The 14,335-nt window shown below is 60.7% G+C and carries 9 protein-coding genes; 2 read left to right on the plus strand and 7 right to left on the minus strand.

Features of this window, described 5'->3' with window-relative positions:
• Positions 1-61: 61 nt before the first annotated feature.
• Positions 62-979 carry a glutamate/aspartate ABC transporter substrate-binding protein gene (locus BUQ73_RS04035; protein WP_079226772.1) on the minus strand — a complete coding sequence of 306 codons (918 nt, stop codon included), beginning with the start codon at positions 977-979 and terminating at the stop codon, positions 62-64.
• Between the two features lie 339 nt (positions 980-1,318).
• On the opposite strand from BUQ73_RS04035, the gene BUQ73_RS04040 reads away from it, so the two are divergent.
• The gene (locus BUQ73_RS04040) at positions 1,319-5,698 is read left to right on the plus strand and encodes an NEL-type E3 ubiquitin ligase domain-containing protein (protein ID WP_079226773.1); all 4,380 of its coding nucleotides are present in this window, start codon (positions 1,319-1,321) and stop codon (positions 5,696-5,698) included.
• A gap of 58 nt (positions 5,699-5,756) precedes the next feature.
• Here BUQ73_RS04040 and glpD read toward each other — a convergent pair whose 3' ends face one another.
• The 4 genes from glpD to BUQ73_RS04060 form a co-directional block, all read right to left on the minus strand.
• Positions 5,757-7,289 (minus strand): glycerol-3-phosphate dehydrogenase, encoded by a 1,533-nt coding sequence (glpD, locus tag BUQ73_RS04045; protein WP_192858683.1) that lies wholly within the window; start codon positions 7,287-7,289, stop codon positions 5,757-5,759.
• Between the two features lie 441 nt (positions 7,290-7,730).
• Positions 7,731-8,486, minus strand: coding sequence for a DNA-binding transcriptional repressor GlpR (glpR, locus tag BUQ73_RS04050; protein WP_027918980.1), 756 nt, complete (start codon positions 8,484-8,486; stop codon positions 7,731-7,733).
• A gap of 237 nt (positions 8,487-8,723) precedes the next feature.
• Positions 8,724-10,223 (minus strand): glycerol kinase GlpK, encoded by a 1,500-nt coding sequence (gene glpK / locus BUQ73_RS04055; RefSeq protein WP_079226775.1) that lies wholly within the window; start codon positions 10,221-10,223, stop codon positions 8,724-8,726.
• 41 nt (positions 10,224-10,264) lie between these two features.
• Positions 10,265-11,116 carry an MIP/aquaporin family protein gene (locus tag BUQ73_RS04060; protein WP_079226776.1) on the minus strand — a complete coding sequence of 284 codons (852 nt, stop codon included), beginning with the start codon at positions 11,114-11,116 and terminating at the stop codon, positions 10,265-10,267.
• A gap of 303 nt (positions 11,117-11,419) precedes the next feature.
• Here BUQ73_RS04060 and ybaK point away from each other — a divergent pair, with 303 nt between their 5' ends.
• Positions 11,420-11,890, plus strand: coding sequence for a Cys-tRNA(Pro) deacylase (ybaK, locus tag BUQ73_RS04065; RefSeq protein WP_079226777.1), 471 nt, complete (start codon positions 11,420-11,422; stop codon positions 11,888-11,890).
• A 34-nt stretch (positions 11,891-11,924) separates the two neighbouring features.
• On the opposite strand, the gene BUQ73_RS04070 is transcribed toward ybaK, so the two are convergent.
• Positions 11,925-13,034, minus strand: coding sequence for an ABC transporter ATP-binding protein (locus BUQ73_RS04070; RefSeq protein WP_079226778.1), 1,110 nt, complete (start codon positions 13,032-13,034; stop codon positions 11,925-11,927).
• Entirely contained in the window at positions 13,031-13,951 is a 921-nt protein-coding gene (gene argF / locus BUQ73_RS04075) for an ornithine carbamoyltransferase (protein WP_079226779.1), read from the minus strand. The genes BUQ73_RS04070 and argF overlap by 4 nt, the downstream gene beginning before the upstream one ends.
• Positions 13,952-14,335 lie beyond the last annotated feature (384 nt).

Genomic DNA, 14,335 nt, shown 5'->3' on the forward strand with positions numbered 1-14,335 from the left:
AAAGCGTGGCCTGTGGGTTCAATCGCGTGCGGATGCGCACCAGGCCACTATTGGCTGAGGATCAGGACTTCTTCTCGTCCGCGGCCTTGTCGGTCGGCTCGGCGATCAGTTTCTTCAGCTCGTCGCTCATCTGGAAGTTCAGATTGAGGCCTTTTGGCGGGATTGGCTGGGTGAACCACTTGTCGTAGCTCTTGTTGACTTCGCCCGACTTGAAGTAGCCAACGATGGCGTCATCGACCGCTTTCTTGAATGCCGCGTCATCCTTGCGCACCATGCAGCCGTAGATTTCGTACGACTGTGGAGTACCGGTAATGACCCAGTCTTTAGGATTGCGGGCCTTGGCCATTTCGCCAGCGAGCAGGGCGTCGTCCATCATGAAGGCCACGGCGCGGCCGCTTTCGAGCATGTTGAAGGCTTCACCGTGGTCCTTGGCGGAAATCACGTTCATCTTCATCTGCTTGTCGGCGTTCATCGCCTTGAGGATGCGCTCGGAGGTGGTACCGGCGGTGGTTACCACGTTCTTGCCAGCCAGGTCCGGGAAGTCCTTGTAGGAAGGCTGACCGTCCTTGACCTTGGTCAGCAGGCGGGTACCGACTTCAAAGATACCGACCGAGAAGCCGACTTGCTGCTGGCGTTCGACGTTGTTGGTGGTGGAGCCGCACTCCAGGTCCACGGTGCCGTTCTGCACCAGCGGGATGCGGGTCTGGGAGGTGACCAGGTTGTACTTGACCTTGATGTCGGTGCCCAGTTGCTTCTTCAGGGCGTCGACCACGGCCAGCTGGATGTCGTGGGAGTAGCCCACAGGTTCCGGCTTGCCTGCCAGGTAGGAAAATGGAATGGAGGAGTCTCGGTGCCCCAGGGTGATGGTGCCCGAATCCTTGATCTTCTTCAGGGTGCCGGTCAGCTCCTCGGCCATGGCGGGCGAAGCGATGACAGCGGCCGCGATGGCGGCGCCCAGCAATTGACGAACGATACGCATCAAATTTTCCTCGACGTGTTTGTTTTTTTTATGGAGCCGTTGGCGGACTCTTTCGTTCAACGAATACAGCATGAAGCGGTGCATTCGGCTTCCAAGTGTAGAGCATGAGTCGTGCCAAGCTCTGATTCTGATCATAACGCCCCGTAGAAGCTGGCGATCAATAGTTTAGCGGTTGTCATGTAACAGATTTTTGTCCGAATCTCCGAATGAATCGCTGCCAATTCGTTCGGTAATCCGAACGAATCTTCTTGGGCAAAATGCTAGTGCTATTTAATTAATACTTAGTTGAGGTCCGTATCAGGCTTCTTGGTCGCTTCTCAAGAAATGGAGAGGCAACCCATGATCGACTCCCCTGAACACGACCTGCCACCCGACTCGATAGAAGCCTTGATCGCCAAGCAGTTGCCTGATTGGCTCAAGAATGCATCTGGCGAGGCACGAGAGGCACTTCACCTTTCCTTGATTCAGCAGCAGCAAAGTGCCGAGCAGTTGAAGCGGCTGTTGAGCGGGATTCCCGACTTGATAGCGTTTTGCGCTCCGCTGCTGGAAGAGGCGCTGTACAAGGAGCACAACATCCATGTCGATGTACGAACGGCGCAGTTGTGTACCGTGGTGCGCAGGTCCTATCCCAGCATCTTTCCTTTGCCGCCGATCGAGAGGACGGTGCGTACAAACTCCATACCGCTGCTGTCGGCGGCGATGCACAACTTTGCCGAGGATGAAATCGTAACCAGGCCGCGTATTCGTCGACAGCTGGAGGCTCCGTCGGGCGCCAGGCTGTCTGTTTCGTTTGTGCTGTTCGCAAAGCTCTGTCATTCGTTGGACCTGGGCGGCCGTTATCAAGGCCTGCTGCGCCAGCATTTGCTGCCAGCTGACAAGGCGGGTGACCCGCCAGGAGATGCCCGACGCGAGGTCGAGGTAGTGTTTGAAGAAGCACAGCGCACGGCCTTGGAGGCGGCAGTGCGTGTTGCCTTTGTCAGAGCCGACATCGATGAGCGCAGTTATTTGCAGATGCTCAGGGTAGTTGCGGCAAAGCCGATTGTGCCGGCCGATACGACGCTGCTCACCTGCAGGCAGCTGTTCCTGCTGGGCAAGTGCATCCAGGGTGTGGTGGTGGTCGAGTGGCGTGAGCAGGGTGGGACCACCCCCGCCGGTCTTATCGTCTGGATTCCGGGCGATGCTGACCGGCCTGTTCGCCAGCATGCCTCCTGGGCCGCGCTCTACGGGGATTTGGGGCTGCGCTTGCGCGAAACAAGCTATGCAACGTTCTTCATGCGATTTATTGGTGAGCGTGAGCGTATGGCCTTCAGCACAGCTCTTGAGCACCTGCAGGCCAAGACTGCGGCAGGCGTGACGCTGGAACTCGACGGGCGTAATTTTGCGTTGGACAAACCGTTGTTTGCCCATCTGCGTTCGCAGCACATCGACAAGATTCTCGACGACGCTAGGGTGCTGGCGGTACCGACCAAAGATGAAGATGCCGCCGCTCGTAGCCGGCGTCTCGCCAGCTATGAAAATGCAGGCCTGACGCTGCTGGGCCTGGCTGGGCTGTTCATACCCGTCCTGGGAGAGCTGATGCTGGGTGTTGCTGCACTTCAGGTCGCCGACGAAGTCTATGAAGGCTATCAGGATTGGCAGCTGGGGGATCGCGAGGCTGCCCTGGGGCATGTGTTCGCGGTTGCGGAAAACCTGGCGGTGGGCGCGGCAGTGGGGGCTGGGGCAGCCGTTGTGAAAAAGCTGGCTCCCGTGCTGCTCGACGCTGGGCGGTTGAGGCTCTGCTCCCTGGACATGGCGCCTTACCAGATCGAACAACCGCCTGGCGTGTCGGTGGTGCAAGGCGAGGGCTACCTGGGGCGTACTCAAGTGCAGTTTCACGAAGGCGCTTTCCAGATGGCGCGTTCGCAGGATGGCAAGGACCTGGTCATCCGTCACCCAACGCGTGAACAGGCATACCGACCGTTGCTCCGGCGCAACGGCAGCGGCGCGTGGCGACATGCGCTGGAACTGCCTCAGGAGTGGACGGGGGAGCTGCAACTCTTGCGGCGTCTGGCAGCGGCATTTTTTGAAATGACACCTGAAGAAGCGACTGCCGTGCTGGACTGCACCGGTTTTGACGAGGCGCGGCTACGCCAGCTGCACGTGGAGCACGCCCCGGCGCCTGCACGGTTGCGGGATGCTTTCGACCGTTACCGCCTGCACGTCCTGCACCCAGCCATGGAGGCGGAGGCCTTTGAATTGTTGGTCGCTGCAGCCCAGGAGGCCGAGGAAGTAGAGGATGCCTTGATGCGGCGATCCTTCCCTGGGCTTTCGGTGCGAGGGGCGAAGGAGATACGCAAGCAAGTCGACAATCAGCTTCTCGAACAACTGCGCTCAAGCGGACGGGTTCCGCTGGCAATGGCTGAACGAATCCGTTGGTTCCTGCATGACAGCCGGCTGGATCGCGCCTGTGCCGGTTTGCGTCAATGGCAGGCAGTCAATGGCGATACTGAAAGACTGGCGATCGGTTTGATCCATGAGCTTGCGCCCTGGCCTGAAGCGTTGCGTATCGAGCTTCGTGCCGTCTCAGCACAAGGTACCTTGCTGGCGCAGGCGGGCGCAGAGGCAGCGCAGGAGGTGGTATGCATCGTGCGAGGCGAGCAGACCTACAGCATCCATGATCAGGCGGTGCATCCTCGTACCCCTGCAGCGCCCACCAACAGCCTGATGCACGCGCTGCTGTTGTGCATGGACGACCAGCAGAAGATCATCCTGGGCAATGCCATGCTGGGCGAGCAGCAACTGGTCGATCGGCTGGCAGGCCACGTGCGGGTGCACCGGGACCTGGCATCAAGGCTCATAGGCCAAGTGCCGATCTCCGGTGGTGTCCGTCCTCCCCTGCGCTTTGCCGATGGTCGTCTTGGCTACCCGCTCAGTGGTCGAGGGGAAACCAGGGGGCAGGCGGCCAGGCGCGGCATTTTGCAGGTTTATCCAACCCTGGACGATACGCAATTGCAGCAGTACATGCTCAATCTGATTAGCGAGCAGGTCGATCCGTGGTCGCATTACGAAGCGTTGTATCAGCAATGGATGGCATTGCGTTCAGCATTGACGAACTGGAGAGCCGGGTACACAAACCTATTGGATCTTCTAAGGCGCAGCAGGGTAGTCAACACGCTACGACGCTGCTGGCGGCGCAAGTTACGGCTACGGAACGATGGCAGCTACGCACTGGAGATCAGCGGTGAGCGCGTGGGTAGCCTGCCCGATTTGCCGGCGGGCATTACCTTCGGGCATGTGACACGCCTGGCGCTGCGCGACATGGATCTGCAGAGTGTCGATACCGATTTCCTGGAGCGTTTCCCTAACCTTGTGGAGCTTGACCTGCGCAGCAATCGACTGCTGTCCATCCCGCAAGGTCTGGAGCATCTGACCGAACTGCGCCTCTTGCGGCTCGATAATAACCAGATAGTCCTGACGCCGGCGGACAGCCAACGCATCAATGCGCTGCACAACCTGGAAAGGATCGAACTTAATTACAACCCGTTGGGTAACCCTCCCGAGGTGAGGCGTTTGTTGAACGTGCGTCAGTTGGGCATGCGTGCGGCAGAACTCGAGCAAGTGCCTGGCGATGTTCAGCAAGTGCCCTGGCGAGGGATCGCCGACCTGCGGGATAACAGCATTCGGCAGGTCAATCGCGACCTCGAAGGGTTGAGGGTTCGTTTGCAGCAGATGGCGCTGCACGATAATCCGCTGGATGAAGCCAGCGAGGCATTGCTGGACGAGCAACCGGGTCCGTCGAGTGCTTCTGGTCATGATGTCAGGCACAGTCCTTACTATCGGCATCATCCTGTACTGCAAGCCGAGTTGAAGGAGTGGTTGACGGGCACCAAAGGCGTGTTGCGCGCCGAACGCGAAATGCTGTGGAGCAACGTGCGCAGTGAGGCGGGCTCGGATGACTTTTTCAACTTCCTTCGTGACTTCGCACGGTCGCCGGATTACTTGAAATATCCGGCGGACTACCGGGCCAGGGTGTGGCACATCATCGAGGCATGCGAGCAGAACAGCGAGTTGCGCGAGCTTTTATTCGAGCAGGCAGGCGGTATAGCCAGTTGCGAAGACAGGTTGCTGTGGTTGTTCAGTCAGATGGAGACTCGTGTGCTGGTTCACCTGCAGACGGCGGGCCTCGCCCAGATGCAAAGCGAGGCCGCTTTGATGAGGCTGGGGCGTTCGCTGTTTCGCTTGCAACAGGTGGACAGGATTGCCGCACGCAAGCTGGCGTGGCTCCGGCAGGTTAACGCGAATGTACCTGGCAATCTTGAGCGGATCGACGATATCGAAACCTATCTGGCATACCGGGTGAGACTGGCCGGGCCGCTGCAACTGCCGGCTCAACCTGTGCGCATGCATTACGAGCAGGAATCTTTCGTGACGGCGCAGGACATCAACAGTGCCAGGGTTGAGATCCTGTCTTCCGAGTCCACCGAGCAACTGGTGCAATCTCTGGCAGATCAGGTGTTCTGGCAGGATTATCTGCGCCAGACATACTTCATGCGATTCAGGGCGTTGGTAGATGCTCAACGTCCTGCTATGGAGCAGTACGAATTACAGGTAGAGAGCGGCGAGATCAATGAGCTGACGTATCTTGAACAGTCCCATGCGTTGAAAGTGCTCCTGGAAGCGCATGAAACTGCCCTTATCAAACGCTTGACTGAAGAGGCGTACGCGCGTTGGCCCTTGTAGCTCGATGAGGCACTGATGCAGCGCCTTGTTCATGGTGAGGCGCTGCATCAAGATGCCTTCAGGCCGCCTGGACACCTTCGCGTACTACCTCTTTCAGGTACTCCGCCAAGGCCTTTTGCTCCGCCGCCGTGGTGAACAGGCCCAACTTGGTGCGGCGCCACAGAATGTCGTCGGCAGTCAGCGCCCATTCTTCGTTGCACAGGTAATCCACCTCCTGTGCGAACAGGCCACCACCGATTGCCTGGCCAAGGTCGGCCGGCCCTTTGACACCCTCCAGCAGCTGCCATGCGCGGCTGCCGTAGGTGGTTGCCCAACGCTTGGCAATGTCTGCAGACAACCACTCGTGGCGTTTGAGCAAGCCATCCACCAGGGTTTGTGCATCGCTCATGTTCTCGCCACCCGGGAGAGGGCTTTCAGCCGTCCAGCTGCCGCGCATCTGGCTGAAGAATGGCTTGAGCTCGCCCATGGCCGATTCAGCCAGCTTGCGGTAGGTGGTGAGCTTGCCACCGAATACCGACAGCAACGGCGCCTGGCCTTCACCCGCAGACAGCGCCAGGGTGTAGTCGCGGGTCACGGCCGAAGGGTTGTCCGATTCGTCGTTGCACAGCGGGCGAACGCCGGAGTAGGTGTGCAGGATGTCGGCACGGCTGAGCTGATGGTTGAAGTGCTCGTTGACGACCTTGAGCAGGTAGTCGGTTTCGCCGTCGGTGATTTTTACCTGAGCCGGGTCGCCGCTGTATTCACGGTCGGTAGTACCGATCAGGGTGAAACGCTCCAGATACGGGATGCAGAACACGATGCGCTGGTCTTCATTCTGCAGGATGTAGGCATGCTCACCTTCGTACAGGCGCGGCACGATGATGTGGCTGCCCTGGATCAGGCGGATGCCGTAGGGGGCGTCCAGCTTGAGATCGTCCTTGATGAAGCTGGCTACCCAAGGGCCGGCAGCATTGACCAGGGCGCGGGCGCGAATCGTCTGCAGGCGGCCGTCGGCATGCTGCAGTTCGACCTGCCATACGCCGTCAACGCGCTCGGCGCGCAGGCAGCGGGTGCGGGTGACGATATCGGCACCGTTCTCGCGGGCGGCCATGGCATTGAGCACCACCAGACGGGCGTCGTCCACGGCGCAGTCCGCGTATTCGAAACCCCGGGTGATCGCCGGCTTGAGCGGGTAGCCCGGGCCGAAGCGCAGGCTGCGCGAGGCGCCCAAGCGCTTGCGCTTGCCCAGGTGATCGTAGAGGAACAGGCCGGCCCGGATCATCCACGCCGGGCGCAGATGCGGGCGGTGCGGTAGCACGAAGCGCATTGGCTTGACGATGTGCGGCGCCTTGGCCAGCAGTACCTCGCGTTCGGCCAGCGCCTCACGCACCAGGCGGAATTCGTAGTGCTCCAGGTAGCGCAGGCCGCCGTGGATCAGTTTGCTGCTGGCCGAGGAGGTGTGCTGGGCCAGGTCGTCCTTCTCGCAGAGAAAGACCTTCAGGCCGCGGCCGGCGGCGTCGGCCGCGATGCCCACGCCATTGATGCCACCGCCGATCACGGCAAGGTCATAGCAGTCGGCGAGTGATGGCTGGGACGGAACGGGCTGGGACACGGGCAAGGCCTCCTGGGGGCTGTTCACATCGAATATGAACATCTATGTTCGTTTCCGAAAATACTAGCGCAACAGAAAGCCAGTCGCCAGTCAGTCTTTATAGAAAAAACTGATCAGATGACAAAGAAATGAACATTTTCGAATATTCTGGGTGATCAGTTTGCGCCTTTTGGCGCCTGTGAGATCGAGCGCCGCCCGCGCGGCGCATCGCGGATGAATCCGCTCCTACATCTGTTTCGGGCCAGTTCCGCCTGTGAGATCACCTTTGCCCGCCTCGTTTGTTCCCTACAATTTCGAGGTGGGCGGCAAGGCGGGCAGCCCATCTGGCGCAGGACAGACTGGCCCGAAACAGATGTAGGAGCGGATTCATCCGCGATGCGCTGCGTGGGCGGCGCTCGATCTCACAGGCGCGAAAAGGCTCACGTCATGCCCCCAGAGCCCTCACACAACCTCAAGGCGGATCTTGTACTGGTTCAGCAGCTGAGTGAGGGCGGGCGTCGGCGCCTGATCGGTCACCAGGCAGTCGACCAGGCTGATCGAGCCTAGGCGCACCATGGCATTGCGCCCGAACTTGCTTGAGTCGGCGGCGAGGATCACTTGCCGGGCGTTGGCGATGATCGCCTGCGACACCCGCACCTCCTGGTAATCGAAGTCGAGCAGGCTGCCGTCTTCGTCGATGCCGCTGATGCCAACCAGGGCGAAGTCGACCTTGAACTGGTGGATGAAGTCGACGCTGGCCTGGCCTACCACGCCGCCATCGCGGCGTACCGTGCCACCCGCCACCAAAACCTCGAAGTCGTCCTTGGCCGCGAGAATCGCCGCGACGTGCAGGTTGTTGGTGATGACCTTCAAGTGGTTGTGGTTGAGCAGCGCCCGGGCAATCGATTCGGTGGTGGTGCCAATGTTGATGAACAGCGAAGCATGGTCGGGAATCTGCTTGGCCACGGCTTCAGCGATGCGCTGTTTTTCATCGCGCATCTGGTCGGCGCGCATGGCATAGGCGGTGTTCTCGATGCTCGAATCATAGGCTGCACCACCGTGGTAGCGGCGCAGCAGGTTGAGCTCGGCGAGCTGGTTGATGTCGCGCCGGATGGTTTGCGGGGTGACGACGAACAGCTGCGCCATTTCTTCGATGCTGACATAGCCGCGGTCGCGCACCAGCTCGAGGATTTGTTGTTGGCGTGGGGGCAGATTCATGGGCGGTCCTTTGGGGCTGCCGGACAAATTCTGCAATGATGCCGTAGGAAGGGGACTACGGCCAGTAGACGATGGGGAAGTGACGCGCTGTTGGTGTGGGAGCGGCCTTGTGTCGCGATAGGGCTGCGAAGCAGCCCCAAGGTTTCAGCGTCAAGGCACAAATTGCTGGGGCCGCTTCGCGACCCTTTCGCGACACAAGGCCGCTCCCACACTTAAGGCGTGGCTGCTGAGGAAGGGTCAGACCTCGTGATCTTCCCAGTCACGGGTGCGGTCAACGGCCTTCTTCCAGCCGGCATACAGTTTCTCTTTCTGCGCCTCATCCAGCTGCGGGCTGAACTCGCGTTCGATGATCGCCTTGTCGCGCAGTTCTTCCAGGCCGCTCCAGAAACCACAGGCCAGGCCTGCCAGGTAGGCGGCACCGAGGGCGGTGGTTTCGCGCATTTTCGGGCGCTCCACGCAGGTGCCGAGAATGTCGGCCTGGAACTGCATGAGGAAGTTGTTGGCCACCGCACCACCGTCCACGCGCAGTTCCGACAGGCGTTCGCCGCAGTCCTGCTGCATGGCGTCAAGGACGTCGCGGGTCTGGTAGGCGATCGATTCCAGCGCAGCGCGAATGATGTGGTCGACCTTCACCCCACGGGTCAGGCCGAACAGCGCGCCACGGGCATACGGGTCCCAGTACGGAGCACCCAGGCCAGTGAAGGCCGGCACCAGGTATACACCGTTGCTGTCCTTGACCTTGCTGGCGAAGTACTCCGTGTCCAAGGCGTCATTGACGATCTTCAGCTCGTCACGCAGCCATTGTACGGTGGAGCCGCCGTTGAATACCGCGCCTTCCAGGGCATAGGCCACCTCGCCACGCGGGCCGCAGGCGATGGTGGTGAGCAGGCCGTGGGAGGACTTGACTGCCTTGTCGCCGGTATTCATCAGCAGGAAGCAGCCGGTGCCGTAGGTGTTCTTGGCCTGGCCCGGTTCCACGCACATCTGGCCGAACAGCGCCGACTGTTGGTCACCGGCGATACCGGCGATGGCGATACCGCTTTTGGTGTGGCCGTACACTTCCGAGGAAGGACGCACCTCGGGCAGCATCTGCCGCGGGATGCCGAGGATTTCCAGCAGCTTGTCGTCCCACTGCAGGCTGTGGATGTTGAACATCAGCGTGCGCGAGGCGTTGGTGTAGTCGGTGACATGCACCTTGCCGCCGGAGAACTTCCAGATCAGCCAGGTATCGATGGTGCCGAACAGCAGCTCGCCGCGCTCGGCGCGTTCGCGTGCGCCTTCGACATTATCGAGGATCCACTTCAGCTTGGTACCGGAGAAGTACGGGTCGGTAACCAGGCCGGTGGCTTCGCGAATGTACTCCTCATGCCCATCGCGCTTGAGCTGGGCGCAGATTTCGGTGCTGCGGCGGCACTGCCAGACGATTGCGTTGTACACCGGGCGGCCGGTTTCCTTGTCCCACACCACGGTGGTTTCACGCTGGTTGGTAATCCCCAGCGCAGCAACTTGCGCATGGCTGATACCGGCCTGGGCCAGGGCCTCGACCATGGTCGCGCTCTGGGTGGCGAAGATCTCCATCGGGTCGTGCTCGACCCAGCCAGCTTGTGGGTAGTGTTGGGCGAACTCGCGCTGCGAGGTACCTACCACATTGGCATCGCGGTCGAAGATGATCGCCCGCGAGCTGGTGGTGCCCTGGTCCAGGGCGATGATGTAGTTCTTATCCTGGGTGTCTGTCATGTTCGTAGGCCTTGCAAAAAGAGGAGTTCAGGGCGTCAGCATCAATTGGCTTGAGTATCGCCCTGGCGATTGTCGGTTGTCTCGGCGCTTGCGCTTTGCGCCGTCGGCAGGTTGCGGGCGATCAGGCCGCGATAGATCGCGGCACCCAGGCAAGCGCCGAGAATCGGTGCGAACACCGGAACCAGGAAATACGGAATGTCCCGACCGCCAGTGAAGGCGATTTCGCCCCAGCCAGCCAGGAAGGTCATCAATTTTGGCCCGAAGTCGCGGGCAGGGTTCATCGCGAAGCCGGTCAGCGGGCCCATGGCACTGCCAATCACGGCGATCAGCAGGCCGATCAGCAACGGTGCCATGGCGCCGCGTGGCAGGCCGTTGTTGTCATCGGTCAGGGCCATGATCACGGCCATCAGGATTGCGGTGATCACCACTTCGACCAGGAAGGCCTGGCCAGTGGAAAGTGACGGGTGCGGGTATGTCGAGAATACCGAGGCCAGCTCAAGGCTTTCGGTGCTGCCACGCAGCATGGCGTGGGCCTGTTCGTAATCGAAGAACAGGTTGCTGTACAGGGTGTAGACCAGCGCCGCGCCGCAGAAGGCGCCGCAGATCTGGGCCAGTGCGTAGAACGGCAGCTTGCGCTTGTCGAAGCCGGCGAACAGGGTGAGCGCGATGCTTACGGCCGGGTTCAGGTGCGCACCGGAAATGCCTGCGGTGAGGTAGATCGCCATGCTTACACCGACGCCCCAGATGATGCTGATTTCCCATAGGCCGAAGCTGGCGCCAGCGACTTTGAGCGCGGCGACGCAACCGGTACCGAAGAAGATCAGCAAGGCGGTGCCGAGAAACTCGGCCAGGCATTGGCTGGACAGTGTGGGTTCGCGTAGAGCAGTCGTCATGTATGACCTCGTTGTTTTTGTTGTGAGGCGCGGAGCGCTCGACAGCAAAGCCTGATGTCTATCCCCATTGACCTCAGGCGGGTGTTAAGAAGCGCACCTTGAAAGGGCACCATTTATTCAGAAACGAAAAAATATAGACAAGAAACGCTGATGTCAAAGGTCGAAAGTGAACGGGTAGTCACGTTTTGGACGCCTGTTTCAAAGGCTGAAGCCCGTAGTAGAGGGGCTACGTCAGGCATTGGCTGGCTGGGATGTGGGATTTGCCCTAAAGTAGCCGCGACCTGTCCCAGACTGGAGCACTGCATGACCCCCGCACTCGACCTGCTGAAGAAAGCCCGCGCTGAACATCGCGTGCACAGTTACGAACATGACCCCAAATCGGCGTCATACGGGCTGGAGGCGGCGGAAAAGCTTGGGCTCGATCCGCAGCAGGTGTTCAAGACCTTGCTGGCGAGCAGCGAGAAGGGCGAATTGCTGGTGGCGGTGGTGCCGGTGGTGGGGACGCTCGACCTCAAGGCACTGGCTCATGCGGCTGGGGTCAAGAAGTGTGAAATGGCCGACCCGGCTGCGGCACAGCGAGCGACTGGCTATCTGGTGGGAGGGATCAGTCCGTTGGGGCAGAAGAAGCGCCTGCGTACGTTCATCGATGATTCGGCGCAAAATTTTGCAACCATCCATGTCAGCGCCGGGCGGCGGGGGCTGGAGGTTGAGTTGGCGGCGGCGGTACTGGCCGAGCATACGCAGGGTAAGTTCGCCGCAATCGGCAAGGCTTGAGGCCATTGGGGCCGCAAAGCGGCCCCAGGTCTAATCAGGTCGCCGAACTGTAGCGGCGAACCCCGTTCTCCTGGCGCGACAACTGCGCCGAGACGCTGCCTGGCACCGGGAACAGCACCAGGTGATCGGCCTTCACCGCAATCCCCACATCTTCACCGACCTGGTGGTCGATATGGCTCGGGAAGATCGCCTCGAGCTGGCTGCCAGTAGGCAACTGCAAACGGTACAGCGTCGATGCGCCAAGGAAGCTCTTGCCAACGATGTTCGCCTGCAGCGCGCTGCCAGGGGCCGGCACGATGTCATCAGGGCGCAGCAGCACATCCACCGAGCTGCCCGGCGCCATGGTGTAGGCACGGTTGCCACGCAGCTCGCCCAGTTCGGTATTGACCGCTTCATGGCTGCTCATCTGGCCGCGGATGAAGTAACCCTGGCCGACGAAACTCGCCACGAACGGCGTCTGCGGTTCGTGATAAAGGTTGTAGGGCGTGTCCCACTGCTCCAGCCGGCCTTCCTTGAACACACCGACGTGGTCGCTGACGGCAAACGCTTCCTCCTGGTCATGGGTGACCAGGATAGCGCTGGTGCCGCGGCTCTTGAGGATGTCGCGCACTTCGTGGCTCAGGCGCCGGCGCAATTCCACATCGAGGTTGGAGAATGGCTCGTCGAGCAGCAGCAGCTGCGGCTCAGGTGCCAGTGCGCGGGCCAGGGCGACACGCTGCTGCTGGCCACCCGAGAGTTCATGCGGGTAGCGCCCGCCGAGGCCGCCGAGCTTGACCAGTTCGAGCATTTCTTCGATCACCTGCGCCTGGTTCGGGTGCTTGCTGATGCCGAAGGCGATGTTCTGCGCCACGGTCAGGTGCGGGAACAGGGCGTAGTCCTGGAACACCATGCCGATCCGGCGTTTTTCCGGCGCCAGGGTGAAGCCTGCGCGGGAAATGACCTCGCCGGCCAGCTGGATCTCGCCTTCGTGCACCGGCTCGAAGCCGGCGATGGCCCGCAGGGTAGTGGTCTTGCCGCAACCCGAGGAACCCAGCAGGCAACCGATGTCGCCTGCGTTCAGGTGCAGGTTGAGGTTCTGGACGATGCGCTGGTCGCCATAGCCGCAGGCGAGGTTGCGCAGGTTGAGCAGTAGGGGTTGACTCATGCGTGGTGGTAAGCCGGTTCGACAAGGAATTCGAGAAGGGCCTTCTGTGCATGCAAGCGGTTTTCAGCCTGGTCCCAGGCGACCGAACGAGGGTCGTCGAGCAGGTCATGGCTGATTTCCTCACCACGGTGGGCGGGCAGGCAGTGCATGAACAGGGCGTCGGGTGCCGCCAGGTCGAGCAGTGCGCGGGTGACCTGGTAAGGCGCGAAATGCGCCAGGCGCCGTGCAGTTTCCTCTTCCTGGCCCATGGAAGTCCAGACATCCGTGGTCACCAGGTGCGCACCCCGTACGGCTTCCTGTGGATTGCGGATGATTTGCACGTGATCGCCACCCAAGGCCATGAAGCGTGGATCGGGCTCATAACCTTCTGGGCAGGCGATGCGCAGCTGGAAATCGAACTGCTTGGCCGCTTCGATGTACGAGTTGCACATGTTGAAACCGTCGCCGATCCAGGCCACGGTCTTGCCCTGGATCGAGCCGCGGTGCTCGAGGAAAGTCTGCATGTCGGCCAGCAGCTGGCACGGGTGCGACTCGTCGGACAGGGCGTTGATCACCGGTACACGGGATTTGGCGGCGAACTCGGTCAGGGTGCTGTGGGCGTGGGTACGGATCATCACCACGTCAAGCATGCTCGACAGAACGATTGCGCTGTCACCGATCGGCTCGCCACGGCCCAGCTGGGTGTCGCGTGGCGAAAGGAAGATGGCCTGGCCACCGAGCTGGATCATGCCGGCTTCGAACGACACGCGGGTACGGGTCGAGGACTTCTCGAAGATCATGCCCAGCACACGGTTCTTCAGGGGCTCGAACAGCACGCCGCGCTTGCGCAGGTCCTTCAGCTCGATGCCTCGGCGGATCACACCGAGCAATTCGTCGGTGGTGAAATCCAGCAGGGAGAGAAAGTGCCTAGCGCTCATGATTGACTACCTTATCTGCAACGGTATGCAGGTCGACCGTATGGTTTTTTTTGACAACGGGAGTGACCTGCGGCGTAAGCCGCACGGGGCGGACGAAATGGGGAAAGGCGCAATACTATAATTAAATGTCGCCTGAAACCAAGAGGGGAAACAGCGGCTCGTTTCAAAGGATGTTGCAAAGGGTGTCGTAACCCTTGAGCCAGTGCTGTTTTTTATTTGTTACAGACGGTTGTACACGGCTTGCTGGCAATTTGGCAAATGCCTGTCGTGAATCGTGTGCCTGATGTCGCGGGATTCACGTCGCGAAGCGCGCTGGCCGGCGCAAGGGCTGCGGCGCATAGTCGTGGCTCGACGACTCCCTAAACCAGCAAGGCAGAGGCGGCC

This window comes from Pseudomonas putida (assembly GCF_002025705.1).
GTDB classification, from domain to species: domain Bacteria; phylum Pseudomonadota; class Gammaproteobacteria; order Pseudomonadales; family Pseudomonadaceae; genus Aquipseudomonas; species Aquipseudomonas putida_J.